At 38.1% G+C, this 21,612-nt stretch carries 16 protein-coding genes; 4 read left to right on the forward strand and 12 right to left on the reverse strand.

The features are described 5' to 3' along the window. Nucleotides 1-40 precede the first annotated feature (40 nt). Nucleotides 41-1,120 (reverse strand): class II fructose-bisphosphate aldolase, encoded by a 1,080-nt coding sequence (gene fbaA, locus H4J50_RS04545; RefSeq protein WP_204100621.1) that lies wholly within the window; start codon nucleotides 1,118-1,120, stop codon nucleotides 41-43. 814 nt (nucleotides 1,121-1,934) lie between these two features. Here fbaA and H4J50_RS04550 point away from each other — a divergent pair. Next, nucleotides 1,935-3,284, forward strand: coding sequence for a Na+/H+ antiporter NhaC family protein (locus tag H4J50_RS04550; protein ID WP_182254706.1), 1,350 nt, complete (start codon nucleotides 1,935-1,937; stop codon nucleotides 3,282-3,284). Nucleotides 3,285-3,444: 160 nt separating this feature from the next. On the opposite strand, the gene H4J50_RS04555 is transcribed toward H4J50_RS04550, so the two are convergent. The 6 genes from H4J50_RS04555 to H4J50_RS04580 form a co-directional block, all read right to left on the reverse strand. Next, on the reverse strand, nucleotides 3,445-4,239 hold the full coding sequence (locus tag H4J50_RS04555; RefSeq protein WP_182254708.1) for a M48 family metallopeptidase: 795 nt from the start codon (nucleotides 4,237-4,239) through the stop codon (nucleotides 3,445-3,447). A 294-nt stretch (nucleotides 4,240-4,533) separates the two neighbouring features. Then, nucleotides 4,534-6,030, reverse strand: a complete 1,497-nt coding sequence (locus tag H4J50_RS04560; RefSeq protein ID WP_182254710.1) for a cell wall metabolism sensor histidine kinase WalK — start codon at nucleotides 6,028-6,030, stop codon at nucleotides 4,534-4,536. Further along, nucleotides 6,027-6,752, reverse strand: coding sequence for a response regulator transcription factor (locus H4J50_RS04565; RefSeq protein ID WP_108456584.1), 726 nt, complete (start codon nucleotides 6,750-6,752; stop codon nucleotides 6,027-6,029). The genes H4J50_RS04560 and H4J50_RS04565 overlap by 4 nt, the downstream gene beginning before the upstream one ends. Before the next feature lie 260 nt (nucleotides 6,753-7,012). Further along, complete coding sequence (locus H4J50_RS04570; protein ID WP_182254712.1) at nucleotides 7,013-7,846, reverse strand: spondin domain-containing protein; 834 nt, start codon at nucleotides 7,844-7,846, stop codon at nucleotides 7,013-7,015. 17 nt (nucleotides 7,847-7,863) lie between these two features. Next, on the reverse strand, nucleotides 7,864-8,694 hold the full coding sequence (locus tag H4J50_RS04575) for a spondin domain-containing protein (protein WP_182254714.1): 831 nt from the start codon (nucleotides 8,692-8,694) through the stop codon (nucleotides 7,864-7,866). A 115-nt stretch (nucleotides 8,695-8,809) separates the two neighbouring features. Next, a complete protein-coding gene (locus H4J50_RS04580; RefSeq protein ID WP_182254716.1) occupies nucleotides 8,810-9,547 on the reverse strand; it encodes a hypothetical protein in 738 nt (245 codons plus the stop codon). A gap of 326 nt (nucleotides 9,548-9,873) precedes the next feature. Here H4J50_RS04580 and H4J50_RS04585 point away from each other — a divergent pair, with 326 nt between their 5' ends. After that, the gene (locus tag H4J50_RS04585; protein WP_182254718.1) at nucleotides 9,874-10,242 is read left to right on the forward strand and encodes a hypothetical protein; all 369 of its coding nucleotides are present in this window, start codon (nucleotides 9,874-9,876) and stop codon (nucleotides 10,240-10,242) included. Nucleotides 10,243-10,255: 13 nt separating this feature from the next. Here the strand turns inward: H4J50_RS04585 and ligA are convergent, their stop codons facing one another. From ligA to smc, 3 genes are all read right to left on the reverse strand, one after another. Next, a complete protein-coding gene (gene ligA, locus H4J50_RS04590) occupies nucleotides 10,256-12,334 on the reverse strand; it encodes an NAD-dependent DNA ligase LigA (RefSeq protein WP_182254721.1) in 2,079 nt (692 codons plus the stop codon). A 94-nt stretch (nucleotides 12,335-12,428) separates the two neighbouring features. Further along, nucleotides 12,429-13,553, reverse strand: a complete 1,125-nt coding sequence (zipA, locus tag H4J50_RS04595) for a cell division protein ZipA (RefSeq protein ID WP_108456590.1) — start codon at nucleotides 13,551-13,553, stop codon at nucleotides 12,429-12,431. Nucleotides 13,554-13,567: 14 nt separating this feature from the next. Then, nucleotides 13,568-17,098 carry a chromosome segregation protein SMC gene (smc, locus tag H4J50_RS04600; RefSeq protein ID WP_182254723.1) on the reverse strand — a complete coding sequence of 1,177 codons (3,531 nt, stop codon included), beginning with the start codon at nucleotides 17,096-17,098 and terminating at the stop codon, nucleotides 13,568-13,570. Between the two features lie 194 nt (nucleotides 17,099-17,292). Between smc and cysZ the strand changes: the two genes are divergently transcribed. Together cysZ and H4J50_RS04610 are read left to right on the forward strand one after the other, a co-directional pair. Then, the gene (cysZ, locus tag H4J50_RS04605) at nucleotides 17,293-18,048 is read left to right on the forward strand and encodes a sulfate transporter CysZ (RefSeq protein ID WP_182254725.1); all 756 of its coding nucleotides are present in this window, start codon (nucleotides 17,293-17,295) and stop codon (nucleotides 18,046-18,048) included. A 216-nt stretch (nucleotides 18,049-18,264) separates the two neighbouring features. Continuing rightward, entirely contained in the window at nucleotides 18,265-18,657 is a 393-nt protein-coding gene (locus H4J50_RS04610) for a hypothetical protein (RefSeq protein WP_182254727.1), read from the forward strand. 157 nt (nucleotides 18,658-18,814) lie between these two features. Here H4J50_RS04610 and H4J50_RS04615 read toward each other — a convergent pair whose 3' ends face one another. Next, the gene (locus H4J50_RS04615) at nucleotides 18,815-20,662 is read right to left on the reverse strand and encodes a M1 family metallopeptidase (protein WP_404842740.1); all 1,848 of its coding nucleotides are present in this window, start codon (nucleotides 20,660-20,662) and stop codon (nucleotides 18,815-18,817) included. 108 nt (nucleotides 20,663-20,770) lie between these two features. Continuing rightward, on the reverse strand, nucleotides 20,771-21,612 hold an 842-nt coding region (locus tag H4J50_RS04620; RefSeq protein ID WP_182254731.1), incomplete at its 5' end, for an OmpA family protein.

A 21,612-nucleotide genomic window follows, 5' to 3' on the forward strand; every position in this document is an offset into this window, starting at 1 on the left:
TCGTTAAATATATTTATGTACTGATGCAATTTATGTCACCTTAACCTAACGAGTTGATATTATTTAAATCTTTACAGATCAAAACTAAGCGCTCTTTAAATGACTGTTCAGCATGTCTAAGCCAAACTCTCGGGTCATAATTTCCTTTATTAGGTTTATGCTCACCGTCAGGGTTGCCAATTTGGCTTTGTAGAAAGGCATGCTTTTCAGCAGAGTACTCTCTTACGCCATTCCAAAATGCCCATTGTAAATCAGTATCGACATTCATTTTTATTACGCCGTAACCAATCGCCTCTTTAATGTCTGCAGCACTTGAGCCTGAGCCACCATGAAAAACAAAATCGACTGGTTGCTCACCCGTAGCAAATTTTTTCTGAATATATTGTTGCGAATCTTTTAAGATAGTAGGACGTAATTCAACGTTACCTGGACTATAAACACCGTGCACATTGCCAAAGGCAGCCGCAACAGTAAACTTGTTACTCACTTCACCTAATTCTTTATATGCATAAGCGACTTCTTCAGGTTGGGTGTATAAACGTGAGCTATCTACGTCAGAATGATCGACTCCGTCTTCTTCACCACCGGTAATGCCTAACTCTATTTCCAACGTCATGCCCATACGGTTCATGCGCTCAAGGTAGCGCTTACACGTTTCAATATTCTCTTCGAGTGGCTCTTCAGACAAATCAATCATGTGAGAAGTAAACAACGGCTTACCGTGTTGCTTAAAATAAGCTTCGCCTGCGTCAAGCAAGCCATCAATCCAAGGCAACCATTTTCTGGCGGCATGATCGGTATGAGTCATCACACGTGCACCATAAAGTGGAGCTAATTCATGAACATGCTTAGCACCAGCTACCGCACCCGCAATAGAAGCACGTAAATTATCGTTATTTAATCCTTTACCAGCATAAAATGCTGCACCACTGCCAGAAAATTGAATGATGGCTGGTGAGTTAATTTCACTAGCGGTTTCTAACACAGCATTAATAGTATTGCTTCCTGTAACATTTACAGCTGGCAATGCAAAAGCATTGGCTTTTGCATAGGCAAAAAGTTGTTGAACTTCGTCGCCGGTAATTACACCTGGGGCAATATTATTTTTTATCGATGTCATGTTGTTAACTCCATTAGTTGTCGTTATGCTTTTTATGTCCATTGTATTTATTATAGAACTTCTATTGAAGAACTAATATTGTTGATTTGATTATTTATTTAGCATAAATGAGCTCAGTAAATTGACCTGCTCTATTTCAAATCTAACCCTACCAGCCGCTATATCAATAATGTGAATATATACAAAAGTTTTCAATCTAGGGATTACTTATACATTGGTTACATTTACATTACAATCCAACATTACCAATAACGATTAAAGGCATATGAATTTTGGTAATACAAAAAGTTAACACAGGTTACGTGGTGATATTTTAAACAACAATAAAACACAGTATTCACTTAACAACACACGCCCTAAAGACAGTAAAAATTAAACAGTAAATACAACCACTAACAAAATAAAAAACAGAGCCACCATCAAATAAGCACATAAAATATAGCGTACTTAAAGTGACATTAAAAATGAATAAACAAGTAAAAAGGCTATTGGTTACTTTGTAATATTGGTAATAACCTATAGAAAATAAATATATAATAATTTATTACTTTTTAATAATCACTTTGTTCAAAGACAAAAATCTGCAAGTTTCAATATAGTTAAGTTAGCTATAAAAATTACCATTAAAGCTCGAATACAAATAAAGCATAAATAAAAAAATATCTCATCACTAATGAATTATCAAATTTAAACTTCTAGACGTCTAGATTGACAAGCAATTTAAACGTCATATAATGCAATCCAACATAGACATTCCTTGAGAAAAAGTTATTGTTTACTTTGAATAAAAACAATAACTGAAAAGATTTGATTAATGACCAACAATAATTCGCCAATACCAGCATCAAACTCATCAAACAAAAGCAGTTCAGCGCCTAGCTTGAAAAGCCTCATACCTTTTGGTGCTTTCCTGGGGATATTTCTTGGAACGGGTATAGTACTAACGCTCCAAGGGGCTGACTTTGCCTTTTACCAACTCCCCGCCAGTATTGCCATTATTCCAGCCATATTACTGGCTATTTATATGGGCAAAGAAACAGTCAACGAGCAAATCAATCAATTTATAGCGGGGGCTGGGCACCAAAATATTATAACCATGTGTATTATCTATTTGCTCGCTGGCGCATTTGCGGCGGTTGCTAAAGCAACAGGCAGTGTAGATGCTAGCGTACAATTAGGTTTGTCACTTTTTCCTGATTATTTTCTCTTGCCTGGTTTGTTTTTAGTCGCTGCATTTCTTGCTACAGCCATGGGAACCTCAATGGGCACCATTGCCGCTATTGCACCGATTGCCTTAGGATTTGTAGAGTCTGCCGATATTGATGCTAGCTTGATTGCCGGCTGTATTATCTCGGGTGCTATTTTTGGTGATAACTTATCGATAATTTCTGACACCACCATAGCGTCGACGAGAAGCCAAGGCGCGCAAATGAAAGATAAGTTTCGAGTTAATTTTAAATTCGCTGTCCCTGCCGCACTCATTTGTTTAGCACTACTCGCAGCTAATGGCGTTACAATAAGCCATGTAGCTAGCCAAGAACTCGACGTTATCGGTTTTTTGCCTTATATCGTTATTCTGGCACTGGCACTTTCAGGTATGAATGTCTTTATGGTGCTGATCATCGGAATAGTTTTGGCAGCCGTTATTGGCATGTTGAACAATGACTATCAATTAGCAACATGGGTAAGCGATATCAATAAAGGTTTTGCCAGTATGCAAGACATCTTTATTTTGTCGTTATTTATTGGTGGCTTAAGTGAGCTAATTAAACGTCAAGGCGGATTAAGTGCCCTAACAGCAAGTATTGAACGATTAACGCTAAAGCTTAGTCCTCATAACAAAAAGCGTGCCGCAGGCATTGGTATAGGCGCTTTAGCTTTTTGTTGTAACTTTTTTACTGCCAATAATACCGTCTCTATTATTGTTACTGGTGAAACCGCTAAAGGCTTAGCACAAGATGGAGAGCTCAGCCCTGCTCATTCAGCCAGCATGTTAGATATTTTTGCTTGTATCAACCAAGGATTATTGCCTTATGGAGCACAAGCTTTACTGCTTGGCGCGACTTTAAAAATATCCCCTTTAGACGTAGTGGCAAATGCCTACTACCCTATGATTTTATTTTTCGTGGCTAGTTTTGCTTTTTGGCGAATTACCAGAAAATAACCTTTATCTCTTTTAATTCTTCCTACTGACCCGTCCTAGTATGGGTCATACACTTAACAACAAAAAGCCCGAATTAACGGGCTTTTTCTTTCAATAAGAAGTTAGTTTATTCAACGTTAACTAATCAAAATACCAAGCGATTAAACATTACAACGTAATGCTAAATAGTGGGTTTAACACAGTTAGGCGATGTTGATTTTTTAAAAATAGGTAATGATTTCGGCAAATGTTCAGTTAACTGCTTTATACGCGTTTCATTTGATGGATGAGTCGACATAAATTCAGGTGGCGAACCTGCTGAGATTTTTGCCATATTTTGCCAAAGTTTAATACTGCCTTTAGGATCGAAACCAGATTTAGCCATTAAATCTTGGCCGACAATATCTGCTTCACTTTCATGGCTACGACCATATGGCATCAATACCCCATACTGCACGCCTAAACCTAAACCTGCCATCATCATATTTCGACTTTCTACATTCTGGCTTTCAAGCACTACACTGACAATAGAAAGACCCATTTGGCTCACTTGACTTGATGATAAACGCTCGTTCGAGTGTTGCTCAATAACATGCCCCACTTCATGACCAATAATAGCGCCTAATTGATCTTGGTTCTCAGCTACTTTTAATATGCCAGTATAAACGCCAATTTTTCCACCGGGTAATGCAAAGGCATTGACTTGTTCGGAGTCAAATACCACCACTTCCCACGCGCCGTCATGTGCAGACTTTGGTACATTGACAGTAATAGCGTTAGCAACACATTGCACATAGCGGTTGATTTTAGGTGACTGGCTTATTTTTTCTTTGGTTTTCATTTCTTCAAAAGATGCGCTTCCCATTTTATTGAGTTCGTCTGCAGACATCATCATTAACTGCGAACGACCTGTTGAAGATTTGGTACAACCGGTTAAGGTGATTATTGCTAAACATATCGCCAATTTAATTTTCATCTGCTCTCCTAAAAAAATTTACTTTAAAATAAATACGTTAATAGCTTATTCTAAGTAATGAAAAGTTAAATATCTATTATTTATTGGATTAAGGTCTAGTGATGAGCGGTAAGAGTTTAACCGAGCGGCTAATATGAACTCACTATCGAATATATTTGTATCGCTGTTGCTGTTTATATTTATGCACAATGAATTGTTTTCTGATTTTTTAACGACAGAAAAATAAAATTACAGTCTTAAAGACTCAAAGCGTTAAGGTCAGTGCAAGCTATATCAATTGACCTACTTATTTAGTTACTTAATTTCTTCTATTGGTATTACTCGTCTTAAGTTAAACGAAAACGCAGTACCTTTGCCTAAGGTGCTTTTTACTTTGATATCAGATTTCAATAATTCTAATAACTTTTTAGTAATAGCTAACCCTAAGCCCGTATGTTTATTTTTATCTTGTATGGCGTTACTTGCGCGATAACGGGTGTCAAAAATATACGATAGCTCTTCTGCTTTTATACCCGTTCCGTTGTCAGAAATTGTAAGGCTACATTGATTTTCATTTAACTCTTCGATAATTAACTCAATTTTTCCTCTCTCTTGAGTATGGCGAATAGCGTTTTCTAATAAATTACTGATCACTCGTTCAAGTTTAGCAATATCACTATAAACTTGAGTATAAGAACTGTTGGGTTTTACTGAAATATCGATGTGCTTTGCGTTGGTCTGCAAATTAAACTTTGCCATAATATCGTAGAGCAATTCGGCTAGATTAAAAGTTTCAAAGTTTAAGGTAACTTGACCACCTTCAAGGTGTGTAAGCTCAAATATTTGATCAATAAGTAACTTCAACTGTAGGGTATTTTTTAGTACGGTATTAATGTGTTTTTCTCGTACCTCAGCCGTTAACTCATTGCCTTTATGGGCGATCATTTCAATATAACCTTGTAATGATGACAAGGGGGTTCGTAAGTCATGAGAAATATCAGCTAACAACTCTCTTCGTTTCACATCACTTTGTTGTAAAAGGTTTAATTGCTCATTGAGTTGATTAACCATTTCTTCAAAAGCCACGCCCAATTGATGTACTTCATTACTGCTATTAGGCATCCAAGAGGTTAACTTTAGCGATGATTTATCAAAGCCTGCATTTTTTAATAACTGAATATCATGGTTAAGGCGACGAAGTGGTCGAGTAAAGTAGTAAAAAATGCCCAGCATAACAATGAAGAGAAATACCAATGCTCCCACCAGCATAACCATAGAAAGTTCAGCTTGTCGGTCAGAGTCTAGACGGTTATAAGCAGACTCATAACGCTCTCCGGTGACAATAACATACAGATAGCCAATTAACTGGCTACCATTAAAAACGGGGGCTGCTGAGAATATTTTTTCACGGCTCTCATGTTGTGGATCATCACCATAAATAGGTAAGCTGATCTCATTTTGTGTTAGCTGAATTAATGGTTTTAGATCAATACGATCGCGTTTAATTAATGACGGTGTAATTGAATGAGTTAAAATAACGCCATTAGGGTCAACAAAATAAAATTCAAATGCTGGTCCTAATACCATTAAGGTGTGAAAAAGGTTTTTTAAGGCTTGATGATCATAAGCCCCTTCTTGTAACAACGGGTTATCACGAGCTAAATTAGCGGCAAGTGATAGATGTAAGTTTTGTTCTGACTCATAGCGTGTTGTTTGCTCTAAATTTTCTGCCCAAACAAAAAACACACTAATAATGACAATAAATACCACTAACAGTGACAACGATAGTCTGTGGTAAAGTGATAATCTCACGCTGCAACACCATGACGACAAAGTTTATATCCTACACCCCATACAGTTTGTACAATGGCAGGTTTAGTAGCATTAGTTTCAACTTTATTACGTAATCGATTAATGTGTGAATTTACCGTATGTTCGTAACCGCTATGGTGATATCCCCAAACTGAGCTTAGTAATTGTTCACGAGAAAATACTTGGTCTGGGTGAGAAGCTAAGTAAAAAAGCAAGTCAAATTCGGTTGATGTCAATTCAACATTATTGCCGTTTAATGTAACTAAATGAGAAACACAATCTATCTTCAGAACACCTAAGGTCAAATACTGCTCTGGTGATTGCTTTTCTATTTGTTGTTGGCTAATTTTTGATAACAAATGTACTCTCCGCAATTGACTGCGCACTCTAGCTTGCAATTCACGAACACTAAATGGCTTCGTCATATAATCATCAGCGCCTAGCTCAAGGCCAAGTACACGATCAATTTCACTGTTTCTTGAAGTTACCATTAGAATGACTTGCTCGGGTTTTTGTTCACGTAATTGCCGACAAACATCTAAGCCTGATATGCCCGGCAACATGACATCAAGCATAACAAGATCATATTGATTATTTGCTAGCTTCTCTAACGCTACTTCGCCAGATAAACAATGTTCAACGGTTAAACCAATTTCTTGCAGGTTTAAGCTGATTAAATCTGCAATGTCTTGATCGTCTTCAACTACCAAAATGGTATCCATGTTCTGCTCCGTTATTATGTTTTTTTCACAAGAACTTAGCACAGACTGAATTAACTCCAATAGGTATGTAAAGAATTTTTTAATTATGTAAAATATTTTTGTCTTATAATTAAAATTCGATATATTTCTGTGCCTTTTACATAAGAACTTGCCAGCACAGAAATACTTTCGTGATTTTATTAATAAAGCGAGTTATTTAAACTCAATAACAATGACATCAATAATTTAAAACCTGAGGGCGTTTAAAAACGCCCTACTCATTATCGTGTTCGGGTTACAACAATACGCGCGGTTGGATTGTCCCAACGATCAGCTTCGGTAAGCACCGAGGTACTTAAACCTTCTTTACTCTCATCAGCTGCATTCTCGTTAGTAATAACACCACGATGAAAATGAACACTATCAAAAAGATCATCACGTTCAGCATTAAAACCTGCACTGGCTCCACCGCCTCCTGCCGCACCGGCTGCTGGCCCTGGCATTGTGTCAGCTGTTTCGGTATTTGCTTCGGTACCAGCATCCCAAGTCGGTGCCATAAAGCTCATAGTTTGACCCACTGTCATATTACTAATGTCTGCAGCATTTAGTCCCGTAAAGGCGTCGTTGGTATTAACTAGCATAGTGGTAAAACTAATGCGTAAGTCGTCAACATCTAAAAGCGGCACTAAAAGTGTCGACATCGTACCGATAGATTTAGGCGATGTTGCACCTGGGGTTGTTACAGCATCTAAATACTGAGTAGCAGCTAAAGCTTCTGATATTAACCCTGATGGGTCGCCACCTTCTGCAAGCTGTTCTAAACCTAGACTAGCCATTTCGCCATCGATAAAAGTATTAAAGCCAGACTCATGTAACACTACAGCCGCCGGTGAAAATGGTTGAGCATAAGTTAAATTAGTGACCTGTACAGTGAAAACGGCAAGGTTTCCATTAGTGCCGTCAGAGCCATTTGTGCCATCGGTACCATTTGTACCATCAACACCAGCACTACCTGCAGGACCTGTAGCGCCGCTTTCGCCATCATCGCCACCACAACCAGTTGCTAAAACTGCAATTAAAGGCAGCAAAGCTAACGTTAGTTTGTTCATATTCATGATCAATTCTCCCTAAATTAAGAGGCTGGGATAGTAATAGTTACGCGTGCAACAGGGTTTAACCAGCGGTGTTCAGTTGACACTAAATCACTAGCGCCATCAGTAAGGCTGGTATCACCTAAAACATTTCTATGAATATGTACTGGGCCGTCTGTACCATCTACCACTTCGTTAGCACCAATTGCACTACCATCTTCTGCAAAACCTACCTTGGCCGCAACACCCATACCACCAACACCTAATGGCACTGGAGATGCACCTGCACCCGCAACACCTGGTGCGCCATAACCACCTAATGGTGTACCGCCCTGCGCTACAATATCTGTTCGCGTGCTATTTAATTCGTCATTTAATTCTGTACCTGCGTCATAGGCGTTTACCATATAAGTATATGTGCCAGGTGTAGTAGGTATTTTAATGCTGTCTAAGCCAGCGAAGGCATCATTGGTTGGTATTAACATGGCTAAAATAGAAAGATGCGTTTTATCCATGGTATCAAAGGTATAGTTTTCAGTGGTTGATGGTGCGCTTAAACCATCAATACGATGCCAAGTATTTGAAGTATTATCAGTATCTGTTGGTCCTAAAAGTGCTTCAAAGTTCTGCCCTGAAGATGCAGCATTTTGAGCATCATCAATCACGCCAGCTTCGGCAAGCCAAGCTAAAGCAGATGTTGCTTCAACACCAGGTTCAAAAGCGTCAACTGTATTGTCATGCGCTATCACTAAACGTGGCGTAAAGTGTTGAGCATGTGTGAGGTTGGTAATTTGAATATCAATAGTTTGTGCCATTAGCACCGAGCTTGAACAGGCCAGTGCAATAGCAGATGCAGTTTTAATAAGTTTCATAAGTTTCCCTTGATGACTAAATGATTACGCACTTAGTATGCAAAGCAAACATTGCTAAACTTTCACAGAGTTATCACAAATGTGTCACAATTTTATAATTTAAAAGTAATGAAATTTATTTGTTAATTAGCGTGTCACGACCTTTACTCACGCCAAAAATGTCTTCAGGATAAAAACCTAAAGTAACATGGAAGTCTTTATTTTTTAACAATAAGTTTTGACGAATAAATTGTCCATCAGGTGAGGAGGCAACAACAAAGTAGCTCTTTTTCTCGTCTTTTTCAACTCGTCCTAAGCCATGTAAAATAACACGAAATTGTGTCTTCGGTGCTAATTTAGCTTTATCAATGGTTTGATATTCGTAAGGGTTTATTAAAGTAACATGGAAAGATTGATGATCACGTGCCGCTTGGTGCTGTCGATATATAGCAAATTGTTCTTCACCTAACTCAGCTTTCAATTGCTCTAAATAGCCGCTTAACTCAGCATCTGAAACTTTACCGCCTAAATAAACTAAACCGCTGTTATCTCTAAGCTCACTAATCTCAAGGTTTAGGGTTCTGTCTTCGTAAAACGATTTTTCTGTCAGTTTATTATCCGACTGCGCCAGTGCTCTAGCTAATGGTGTCGATTTTTGTTGTTGTGTAAGTGGTTTATGCTTTACTTCAGTATCAACATTTTTAGTCATATCGTTATTTATTAATAACGATTTTTTTTGCTCTGATATAACCGAGACAGTTTCTTTATCAGCGTTAAGTTGTTCAATATATCCACTTGCCGTAGCCACAATATTTGTAGCACTAAGCGTTACAAATAGCGCAGATAAAGCCGTAATTTTAAAATTAATATTCATTCAATGACCTAGTTTATTGAGTGATGAAAATTCATGCACTTAAGTTAATATTTTTAAACTCGTGCTTTCAAGTTAATGCTACTATTTTATGACAAGAGGAGTCGAAAGTCTGCACGAAAAAATTTACATCGGCATACACACCTGAGTTAATTTTTATTCTGTAATAGTAACCTATCACTGACATTTCATCGCGTTAATCGATATACTTCAGGTACGTTGATATTTTCAACTTTACAAAAACATAAACTTTTGTCTCCTCACCTGAGTTTTCACCCGTTTATGTTTCTTTACTTTAAAAATATCCAGCAGGAGTTATTTTTTACTTAATGCTTTCTTCCATCAGTCCAGAACTTTTTAATTATATTGCCATTACATTTGCCCGATTTAAATGGCAACTTTTAGCGTGGAGTTGTTTTTTCTTCATATTATTTATTGGCTTACAGTCGCAAATTCAACTTAAAACACCCAGTGTATTAGTTTGGTTAGCGATCTTAATATTATTTATTGCGATTGAAAGCTTGGTAGTGGCTGCGTTTATGTTTTTCTTTCAGGTGCTACCTTCAACTCGAGAGGAAAATGTGTCTTTGTTTAAGTTTTATCGAGCCATAGAGTGGTGTGAAACAATACTATTTACGGTGTTACTCCCTTTGCCAATAGTATTGTTTATTTATGCTTTTATCCGTTTAGCTATTTAACTGTTTCTCTATCTTAGCTACTTAGCAGTGTGATCATTTCATCTTCGGTTAAAACACTGACACCAAGATCTTGTGCTTTTACTAATTTAGAGCCCGCTTTTTCACCAGCCACTAAATAATCTGTTTTTGCAGAAACGCTACCTGAAACTTTCGCCCCTAGCGCTTGTAGTGCAGCTTTGGCTTCATTTCGGCCCATTTTACTTAAAGTGCCTGTTAACACAAAAGTTTGATCTTTTAAGGGTAACTCATCATCACTTTTACGCTCAATATCAGGCCAAGACATAATATTTTCAAGCTCTTCAACTACCTCAACGTTATGATCTTGAGCAAAAAAATTGACAATGTTTTTTGCAACTATGACACCAACGTCAGGAACTTTTTGTAATTGCTCTGCGTTTGCCGATTTAATTGCATCAAAGTTCAGAAAATATTGCGCTAAGTTGGCAGCCGTTGTTTCACCGACTTCTCTAATACCTAACGCATAAACAAATTTTGCCAACGTTGTAGTTCTAGCCGCTTCTAGTCCTTTAATTAAATTAGTCGCTGACTTTTGTCCCATGCGTTCCATGGTACTAACATCAAGTTCGGTCAATTTGAATAAATCTGCTGGGGTTTTAATTAGACCTTCATCAACTAATTGTTCAACTAATTTATCACCTAAACCGTCAACATCTAGTGCTTTACGAGAAGAGAAATGCTTTATAGCTTCTTTACGCTGGGCTTGACAATATAAACCGCCAGTACAACGCAAAACAGCTTCGCCTTCAGCTTTTAACACAGCTGATTGACACACTGGACACTCACTTGGAAAAGCAATAGCGATGGCATTATCAGGGCGGCGTTCAAGTACAACGCTAACAATTTGAGGGATAACATCTCCCGCACGACGAATAATAACCGTGTCGTTTATTTGTATGCCTAAACGGTCAATTTCGTCTTGATTATGCAACGTAGCATTACTCACAGTAACCCCACCAACAAATATCGGTTTTAAACGTGCCACAGGCGTAATTGCACCTGTTCTGCCCACTTGAAAGTCGACCGATTCTAGTATGGTAAGTTCTTCTTGAGCTGGAAATTTATAGGCCGTGGCCCAACGCGGTGCTCGTGCTACAAAGCCAAGTTTTTGTTGCAATGCAATGTCGTCAACTTTAAATACGGTGCCGTCAATTTCATAACTTAATGCTTCACGTTGCTGTAAAATATCTTGATAAAAAGCTTCCACCTCAGTGGCATTGTTCAATAACCGAACTTCAGGGCACATAGGTAGACCCAATGCTTTTATTTGACATAAACGTTGGTGATGAGAATTAGCAAGCCAACGTTCGTCAATACTTTCAGCTTCGCCAGCTAAGGTATTATCGATATCGGCTAATGCGCCAACATAACCAATGCCATAAGCGTAAAAAGCTAAATTTCGTTTTGCTGTAATTTTAGAGTCTAATTGTCGTAAACTACCAGCGGCAGCATTACGTGGGTTAGCAAAACCTTTTTCGCCTTTTTTAATTGCTTGCTTATTTAACGCTTCAAAGCTCGCTTTGGGCATAAAAACCTCACCACGCACTTCTAAAACATCAGGAAAACTGTTGCCTTGTAAACGTAATGGAATCGACTTTATGGTACGAACATTTTCAGTGATATTTTCACCAACCGTTCCATCACCACGGGTTGCGGCTTGTACAAAAACACCTTTTTCATAGCGTATACTCACTGCTAAACCATCAAGTTTTGGCTCTGCACAAATAGCAAAATCAAGCGTTGATTTCACACCGCTTTTAGTTAGACGATCGCCTAAACGTTTAACAAATGCCAACCACTCTTGTTCAGAAAACACGTTATCTAGCGACAGCATTGGTAATTGGTGCGTCACTTGGCTGAACGATTTTAGCGCCGCTCCGCCAACCTTTTGACTTGGCGAATCAACAGTTTTTAACTGCGGATACTCTGTTTCTAATGTCGTTAACTCACGCATTAATCGGTCGTATTCTGCATCAGGCACACTAGGTTCATCAAGCACGTAGTATTGATGATTATAGTGATTGATCAACTGACAAATTTCAGTGATTCGATTAATAACGGTTTGTTCAGACATAAGATTTATTTACTTTGAAGGTGAATATTTTACCGTCGATAATATATTTTTATTTAACTTATATTATTGACGGTAAATTTTAGCGATAAGAATACTAAAGTGAGCCAATACGACTTTTGCGTTCAAACTCGCGAATTAGACCAATATAATGCTGCTCGGTTTGCTTGGTCATTACACTGCGCTTGTGATCTAGCAATTGCCCACGAAATTCAACGGCCAGCTGTTTTGCCGCATTTAACATTTGCTCAAATACTTCAAAAGCATCACCAGGGTTAGGTAAGGTCATAAAGAGAGTGATGCCTTGCGTGCTAAAGTTTTCGATATCATCTAAATTAAATGTCCCTGGATTCATCATATTCGCTAAGCTAAAAGTAACTTTACCGTTACCTGCGTTATCTTGATGACGGTGAAATATATTCATTTCGCCGTATTTCATGCCTAAGGTCAACAATGAGGGTAATAACGCAGCACCCGACATACTTCGCCCTTCTGGCATGACAACAGATAACACAATAACTTGTGGCTCAATTTCAACAGGCGCTGGTTTTTTGTTTTCATTGGTCGCCGATATACTCGGCATATCCTTTATTGCTTCATCACCAAAGTTAATTTCCATTTGGTTGCGTTTAACAACAGGTTTACGCACGCTTTTTTTACGTGAAACGGGTTTATTTATTAGTATTTCTGGCTTTGCTTGAGTCACAGGCTGTTGATAAACCGGTTCAGAATATATCGGTTTTTTAACAATAACTTCTTTACTATCTTCAAGATCAACCTCAGATTCAGAAAGTAACTCTTCGCCGTAATTAGGTGCATCTGATAAGGCTTGCTGTTTTAAATGCTCAGGTACAGCTTCGGTATCATTGAGTAACTCACCAAAGTTATCACCTTGTTCATGAAATTTGTCTTCAAAATTTCGAGGAGGAATTGCGCTAGGCATAGGCTCATCACTGTGAAAATCAGCATGGCTTTCAACCTGATGAGATTTTACAACACCATCTGCTTGAGCGTTTGAACCGACCACTTTAGGTTTACTTACGCCATCTTGATCAAAACCAGAGCCATCGAAACCACGCGACTGAGGCACAACTGGCTCCGCCTTAGCTTTCAATTTATAAGGATTTTTATTTTTTCTTATGGTCCAGTAACCATGAATAAAAATGGCTGCTATCACGATAGCACTGATAATAATTAATGTATTTCTGAAATTATCTTCCATTACCTAACCTATTCTTATACTTCTGCCATGGCGATTGCTTCGTCAATATCTACCGCTACCATACGTGAAACACCTGGTTCAAACATGGTTACTCCGGTTAAATGTGACGCCATCTCCATAGCTATTTTGTTATGACTTATATATATAAATTGCACTGTTTGCGACATTTCTCGCACTAGATTACAAAAACGACTGACATTTGCATCATCTAAAGGTGCATCCACTTCATCAAGTAAACAAAATGGAGCAGGATTCAATCGAAAAATCGCGAACACTAATGATAATGCGGTCAGCGCTTTTTCTCCACCAGATAATAGATGAATTGTGCTATTTTTTTTCCCTGGCGGTCTAGCCATGATGGTAACTCCTGTTTCCAGTAAGTCTTCACCTGTTAACGTTAAATACGCTTGACCTCCTCCAAAGACCTTAGGAAATAGCACCTGTAGGTCTTTATTAACCTGATCAAAGGTTAATTTAAACTTATGACGGCTTTCTTTATCAATTTTAGCTATAGCCGCTTCTAACGTAGTTATTGCATTATTAAGGTCTTGATCTTGTTGGTCAAGATAACTTTTACGTTCAAACTGTGTTTCGTATTCTTCAATGGCGGCTAAATTTATTGCTCCTAACATTTGTATGTCTTTAGCCAACTTGATTAAATGCGCCTGCCAAATTGACTCTTTAGCGTTTTCAGGCATAGCTTCAACCACATTGTCGATACTTTGTTGTAGCTCAGCTAAAACCTCTAAGGCGCTTTCAGCCCTTAATTTAAAACCTTCACTGTCTAACTGTAAGCGTGCTAATTGCTCATTTAGACCACTGATTTTATTTTGACTGGTTTTTTGTTGTATTTCTAATTCAGCTAAACGTGTTTGGCTGTCATTCAAGGTTTTTTGATTAAATTGTAATTTCTCATTAATGGCCGTTAAATTATCAAGCCATTGTGGCAATTGCAGTTCAAACTCTTGAATTGGTTGGCTGTTGTCAGTAAAAACTTGGCTATTACTGGTTAACCTTTGAGTTAGTAAATTAACATTTTCTTGATTTGAGCGAATACTCTGCTCGCGCTGCAAACGCTGACTTTTAAGCTGCTCAACCACTAAACTCAGCTGATGTCTGCTTTGATGTAATGTTTGGCTTCGTGCTTGTATTACTTCTATTGTTTGCTGCAACTCGGTTTGTTGTTGAGAGAAATCATCAACGCTAGGTGCAGTGTTATCGAATACTTGAGTTAATTGACGTTGAAATTCAGTTAACTTTTGCTTAGCCGACAATTCACTTTTGAGTAGTGCTTCTACTTCCTGAGTTAATTTATTTTGCTGACTTTGTTGTTGTTGATTCGCCTGAGCTTTTAGTGAGATAGCATTATCGCATTCGTTAAGCTTCGTTTGTTGTAGCGTGACATTTTCGCTATTAGCATTTTTTTCCAGCGTTAATAAGGCTAGCTTTTCAGTTATTTGTTTTTGCTGGTGCTCAATGCTTTGTTGACTGTTGATAAGCTGTTCAAGCGCTAATTGCTCAGTATCAAGCTGACGCTGTAAGCTAATATAATCATAGCCTTGTTCAAGCTTCCCTTTGGTTAACATATGATGATGTAACCATGTTCCATCCGGACAAATGACACTTTCATGGCTCGCTAAACTTGATAGTTTTTGCTTGGCCTCAAGGTAGTTCTCTGCCAATAAAATACCGTTGAAGTATGTTGTTAAAACGTTAACTCCACTGACTTTACTGGCTAAAGTGTTAGTTTTTATCACCGGATCACTATGACCATTATTCGCATTGTCTTGCTCAGAGCTTTGGTCAATAGCTTGCTCTATGCTCTGGTAAATAAAACACAAGTTTTCCGCACTTAAGTTACCTTCTGCATCCGCGTTAGGTAAACCATTAACCACATGCCCAGCTAACCAGTGAGATAACACTACTTCGGTCGCTTGCTCCCAACCTTCTTCTACATCAAGTTGACTTTGTAATGTCACAAAGTCGGTCATATTTTGCTGATTAAACCATGTGGCTTGTTTTTCACTCCAAGGAGACTTATCGCTAAGCTTTACCTGCAACTCTGTTATTTTTTGATTTTTCACTGTAAGTTGAGCTGAAATCACCGCAAGTTGTTGGTTTAAGTCTACTGATGTTTTTTGTAGCTTTGTTTCTTTCTCGGCTAACTCGTTATGCAGATTTTTCAGTTTTGATAAGGCGGCTACAACGTTATTTTTCTGTTGTTGTAACGCTTGCCCTCCGCCATTTTCAAGTAAAGGTTGCAAGGCGATTTGTTCGCGCAAATTAGTTACTTGCTGCTTAACCTGTTCGATAATGGTTTCTTGTTGAGTAATGTTAGCCTGCAAGGTTTGTTTTTGCTGTTGGTTCGCATTACGTTTTTTCTGTTCTTGCTGCCATTGGCTTTGCAACGCTTTTAGTTGAGCTTGATGTTGCGTTAATTCACTTTGACAAGCTTCTAAAGCCGCTTCTATTGTTTGTAACTCAGGTTGTTGTTCATTCAGTTGTGTATTGCACAACGTTAATTGTTCTTGTTCAGCTAATATTAATTGTTGTGCATTTAGTAATTGTTGCTGAGTAAGTTCATTATCGGTTTGAGTTTTGTCTGATTGTTCTTTTAAGTATTTAACTTGCTGCTCTGCACGAGCAATATCTTGGGTGACATTAAGCTTTTGTTGATGCAACGTTTGGTTATTATCATTACATGCGTTCATGATTGTTTTTAGTTCAATGATCACAACATCATTTTGACTTTGCTCAGCATTTTGGCTTGCCACTTTGTTTTCAAGTGCAACTATACGTGTTTGATGCTGTTGACGTTGTTGATCAAATTTTTGCCAGCGTAAAACGGCCAGCTCAGCTTTATATTTTCGTTCTTGTTGTTTTAATGTACGAAAGCGTTTAGCGGCTTGTGCTTGTTGATGCAGTTTATCAATTTGTAAATCAAGCTCAAGGCGAATGTCGTTGAGTCGAACTAGGTTTTCTCGGGTATGTCGTATTCTGGTTTCTGTTTCTTTGCGACGTTCTTTATATTTTGAAATGCCAGCCGCTTCTTCGATAAATATGCGTAATTCTTGCGGCTTGGACTCAATTAAGCGAGAAATAGTGCCTTGCTCGATAATAGCGTAACTGCGAGGACCTAAACCGGTTCCTAAAAAAATATCGGTAATATCGCGTCGGCGACACTTTGTACCATTTAAAAAATAGGTATTAGTACTTTCACGGTTAACCACTCGGCGTACTGAGACTTCAGTACGATCTGCCATGTTACCTTGAATGCGGCCTTGGGTATTATCAAATACAAGTTCAACGCTAGCTTGGCCAATAGGCTTTCTGCTGGCTGCACCATTAAAAATAACATCAGTCATGGCTTCGCCGCGAAGATTTTTCGCTGAGCTTTCGCCTAATACCCAACGAACGGCGTCAATAATATTCGATTTTCCACAACCGTTTGGCCCAACAATTGCGGTCATTTGTTGTTCAAAGGGGACTTTGGTGGGATCGACAAAGGATTTAAAACCTGCCAATTTTATATGCTTGAGTCGCATTAAATCGAAAAACCTAATCACAGTATCTATTGGTTAAAATTTTGTAACCTAATAGAATTAACATTAAACATCAGTAACTATCGACACTGTATCAGACATTGATGTATTTTGTAACATCACAATACTGTTCATATCATGCTAAGGATCCTATAATCGTGCTATGAATATCAATTAGTTAGGTTAATAAAACAACAATGAACAATAATAGCAAACCCCATTTAGCAAACGGTGGTGCCGGATATTTTATCAAAGGCTTTGAGTTGATCCGTACCCCTGGAATTCGTCGTTTCGTATTTATTCCATTGTCGGTAAATTTAGTGCTGTTTAGCTATGCTTTTTATTATATGTTTTTACAGCTAGAAAGTTACATGTTGACCCTAGAAGATTGGCTAGGAGAGTCGTTTTCATGGCTAAGTAATTTCATTTGGCCATTAGCAGTATTATTTATTTTAGTGGTGTTTTCATTTATCTTCAGTTCTGTCGCCAATTGGTTGGCTGCCCCCTTTAATGGTTTGCTCTCAGAAAAAGTAGAAGCCTTGTTAACAGATCAACCCTTACATGAAGGTAGTGCGTTTGATGTGGTAAAAGATATTCCTAGAACGTTAAGTCGCGAGATGAGTAAACTGGGTTATTACTTGCCACGTGCAGCGGGATTCTTTTTACTTTATTGGATTTTACCCGTTGTAGGTCAGATACTTTGGTTTCTATTTCTTGCTTGGATGATGGCAGTGCAATATAAAGATTATCCCTTTGATAACCATAAAATTAGCTTTACTAGAATGCGTCAAGCCTTGAAACAACGACAAGGATTAAGTTACAGTTTCGGTATAACCACCGCGGTTTTTTCAATGATCCCGTTAGTTAATTTAGTCGTGATGCCAGTCGCTATTTGTGGTGCTACGGCACTATGGGTTGATCATTACCGCAATGAATTTGTTGACCGTGCATAGCAAATCAAATAATAATCAGTATGTTAGCAACAAATAAACAGTTAGCATAAGCTTTACCCATAATTTGTTGCTTGTTTGATCGCACGTTTAAATAGTAACCATTGAACTAAGCGGACATTTTTACTAAAGTTTGACAGTAAAAACATCAACGTGCACACTCAATATATTGTTAGTTTGTTTATTTATATAATCCCAAAAACTTAAAAGGATCTGGTAATGCCTGCATTACGCTTTATACCAAAGAGTTTAACTTTATCTCGTACTTTTTTACTGCTTATGTTCAGCTGTAGTATCAACGCAGAAACCACTGATACAGATAAAAGTATGATGGCGAAGGTTAATATACCTGTTATTGAAGGCGCGCGCGTATTTGCTAAGTTTGATGAACAAACACCCGCGGTTATCAACTACTTCACCACTAACACCGAAGATAACGTGATAGATTTTTACAATAAAAGTTACGGTGAACCGATAGATCGCGAACGTAAACGTGGTCGTTTAACCTTAAATTATCAACAAGATTTACAGCAAATACGTGTGGTTATTTCACAACAAAATAAATTGCGCCAAGTGGATGTTATCGTCGATAAACGGCTAACAGCTCCATAGTATTAGCGCTTTTATCCGTTGGTTGCAGACATAAAAAAACATCGCTAATTGCGATGTTTTTTTATGTCTGAGTTTTATCAACAACGTTAATTAATAATATTGTTGAAGGCTCAACTTAAGTTTAAATAAACCTGACTAAGTTGAGCTAGGCTAACGCTTATTTTAATAAAATAGCGTCTACTGTACCCTGTGCTAACGGGTGATAACCTGGACGTGCTTTTTTATAAACCGCTTGTGCCCATGTTTTTCCTTTGGCAGATGTTGCAAGCTCTTTATACAAAGGCACAATGAGTTTACGACGCCCAATCGACTCTAAGTAAGTTGCCATTGCTGGGTAAACCGCGTCATAGCCAGAGCGTAATGAAAGCAAATACCATGCATGAGCAACTTCAGCATTGGTACTATTAGTTAGATTAAACTCTTTATCTAAGCTTTTCATACGTTCGTTAGAAATGTTTAATGGCAAATTATTAATAAAGTGAAGCCATTCATGCAATGTCCATTTTTTTGTTGGTATTTGCGCTAGCTTAAGTTGGTCGCTAGTCCATTTCGAAATAATATTATCAATTTTAACAAAAGCATTTGAGCGAGGTTTTGGCGTGTAAGCCGGTAAACCCTGCTCATAAATCCACTCGTTAAGCTCTACATCGCTAACAACATTAGGGAATTTATGTGTTAAATTAGCTTTTAAATAAGTAACAAAGTTCTTGGTACCTAAGCTTTGAAATGCATGGTCGTCGAAGTATTGCATGATAAAAGTATCAAATTTATCTCTGCCAAATTTCTGTTCTAAATACACTAAAAATAATTGCCCTTTAGTATAAGGTACACCCGAAAAAGCATCATCAGGGTCACGACCTTGAAGGTCGATATATAGTTGCGTATCACCTGGTGGTAACTCTGCAATTTCATAACTTAAGTTTTGTGCATCCAAAGCGCGTTCCATTAAGGCTCTATCAGCACCAAATACCGCTTCCATAATGCGGTTTTCTACATAACTGGTAAAACCTTCGTTTAACCATAAATCGCGCCAGCTTTCATTCGTGACTAAGTTACCAGACCAAGAATGAGCTAGTTCGTGAGCAATAAGGTTAACTAAACTTTTATCACCAGCAACAACCGTTGGGGTAATAAATGATAAACGAGGGTTTTCCATGCCACCAAAAGGAAAGCTTGGCGGTAATATTAATAAATCGTAACGTCCCCAACGATAAGCCCCAAATAGCTTTTCAGTTTCATCGATCATCAATTGAGTATCATCAAACTCTGCAACGGCTCTGTCTAAGATATATTGCTCAGCATAAATACCTGTTTGCTTGCTCATAGCTTTAAATTCTAAATCTCCCACCGCTATAGCAATTAAATAAGCTGGAATGGCTTGTGGCATAGAAAACGAATAATCGCCATCTCGCAATGTATCAGGTGCATTATCAGCACTCATTACAGCAAGTAAATCATCTGTGGTTGTTATGCGGGCATTGTATGTCATACGTACGCTTGGCGTATCTTGTATGGGTATCCATGAACGAGCATGGATAGCTTGGCTTTGACTAAACATAAAGGGCTTGTCTTTACCGGCCGTTTGCTCAGGTGATAACCACTGTAAGCCTGAAGCTTGAGGTAACGAGTTATAATACACTCTAAGTGTAGGCGTTTTAAAAGGTGTGTTTATGGTGAGTTTTGATCCCATAACATCATCACGCTTAGCCAGTGTGTAATTTAATTTTACCCACTGATTATTGGTATTTTTAGCCATAACACGATCAATTTCTAAATCACGTGTATCTAATATTACATTTACAACATCATCACTAAGCCAATCAAGGCTTAACTCAGCAAAACCTTTTAATGATTTTTTATCAAAATCGACATCTAGATCCAAATAAAGGTGACTAATTTTTACTTGATCATAATTTGCATAAGTTAATGCATCGCTAACTTGTGCACTGGCTGATTGAACCCATGATAGTTGCACAACGCAACACAATATGGCAACAAGACGAATAGAAAATTTCATAGAATGTATCCAAAACAAAAGAGGCCTGTAGATTACAGTGAATCTACAGGCCTCTTCAAGTGCTAATTATATCTATTGGGATAGTTGAGCCAACCTTTAAGGTTGTTCCATGCGAATAACAACTCGACGGTTTTTACTGCGGCCAATAACCGTTTCGTTAGAAGCTACATGACGTTTTTCGCCATAGCCATTGGCTTCAATTCTGCTCGCGTCAATTCCGCTACTTACAATAAGGTCACGAACTTTATTTGCACGACGTTCTGACATTTTAAGGTTAGTATTTCGGCCACCGTAACTATCTGAATAACCGTCAATTAATACTAGCTCAAGCTGAGAATCAAGCGTTAAATATTCAACGATCATATTCATACGTTTTTGCGAAGCTTTAGTTAGCTTGTCAGAGCCAAATTGGTAATTAAGCACCGTATAAGAAATATCATCAAAATTAAAATCGAGTAAGTTACTTACACAACTGACAAAAGCTTGATAGGCCTTTTGAAAACGAGCGGTTGATAAACCAACGGTAATTTTTTCACTCTCGCTATACCAATCATTATAATAAAATGTTGGGCTCATACCTTGGTCAAGTTCATTAAGCATATTCCAAGCAATTTTCTTCGGTAAACTTGGAGAAAACTGTTTATGTAGCTTCATATCTGCAAGCACTCTGCCGGCAACACCGGGTCGCCAATTGGGCGCTTCAGAGCGAACTTCAGCTAAAGAGTAACTGTCTGGCAGCCGCATCATTTCTAGTTCAAACTCCATATTCATTTTACGGCTTGCTGAACTATAAAATTTAGCTTTACCGTAACGAGGAATTTGATGTGACAGCGTACATTGCAGCCGAGAGTCATCGGTTAGCTGCCACGAGGAGCTTTCAATATCGGCACTATACTGCCTAATACCCGCATTGGTCTGGGAAATGAGTAGTGATAATG

Origin of the sequence: Colwellia sp. 6M3, from assembly GCF_014077595.1 — a bacterium.
In the GTDB taxonomy this organism is placed as follows: domain Bacteria; phylum Pseudomonadota; class Gammaproteobacteria; order Enterobacterales; family Alteromonadaceae; genus Cognaticolwellia.

Bases quoted from the DNA above. Each gene is read 5' to 3' on its own strand.
- fbaA (WP_204100621.1), bottom strand. From the start codon at position 1,120: ATGACATCGATAAAAAATAATATTGCCCCAGGTGTAATTACCGGCGAC.
- H4J50_RS04550 (WP_182254706.1), top strand. From the start codon at position 1,935: ATGACCAACAATAATTCGCCAATACCAGCATCAAACTCATCAAACAAA.
- H4J50_RS04555 (WP_182254708.1), bottom strand. From the start codon at position 4,239: ATGAAAATTAAATTGGCGATATGTTTAGCAATAATCACCTTAACCGGT.
- H4J50_RS04565 (WP_108456584.1), bottom strand. From the start codon at position 6,752: ATGGATACCATTTTGGTAGTTGAAGACGATCAAGACATTGCAGATTTA.
- H4J50_RS04570 (WP_182254712.1), bottom strand. From the start codon at position 7,846: ATGAATATGAACAAACTAACGTTAGCTTTGCTGCCTTTAATTGCAGTT.
- H4J50_RS04575 (WP_182254714.1), bottom strand. From the start codon at position 8,694: ATGAAACTTATTAAAACTGCATCTGCTATTGCACTGGCCTGTTCAAGC.
- H4J50_RS04580 (WP_182254716.1), bottom strand. From the start codon at position 9,547: ATGAATATTAATTTTAAAATTACGGCTTTATCTGCGCTATTTGTAACG.
- H4J50_RS04585 (WP_182254718.1), top strand. From the start codon at position 9,874: ATGCTTTCTTCCATCAGTCCAGAACTTTTTAATTATATTGCCATTACA.
- ligA (WP_182254721.1), bottom strand. From the start codon at position 12,334: ATGTCTGAACAAACCGTTATTAATCGAATCACTGAAATTTGTCAGTTG.
- zipA (WP_108456590.1), bottom strand. From the start codon at position 13,553: ATGGAAGATAATTTCAGAAATACATTAATTATTATCAGTGCTATCGTG.
- smc (WP_182254723.1), bottom strand. From the start codon at position 17,098: ATGCGACTCAAGCATATAAAATTGGCAGGTTTTAAATCCTTTGTCGAT.
- cysZ (WP_182254725.1), top strand. From the start codon at position 17,293: ATGAACAATAATAGCAAACCCCATTTAGCAAACGGTGGTGCCGGATAT.
- H4J50_RS04610 (WP_182254727.1), top strand. From the start codon at position 18,265: ATGCCTGCATTACGCTTTATACCAAAGAGTTTAACTTTATCTCGTACT.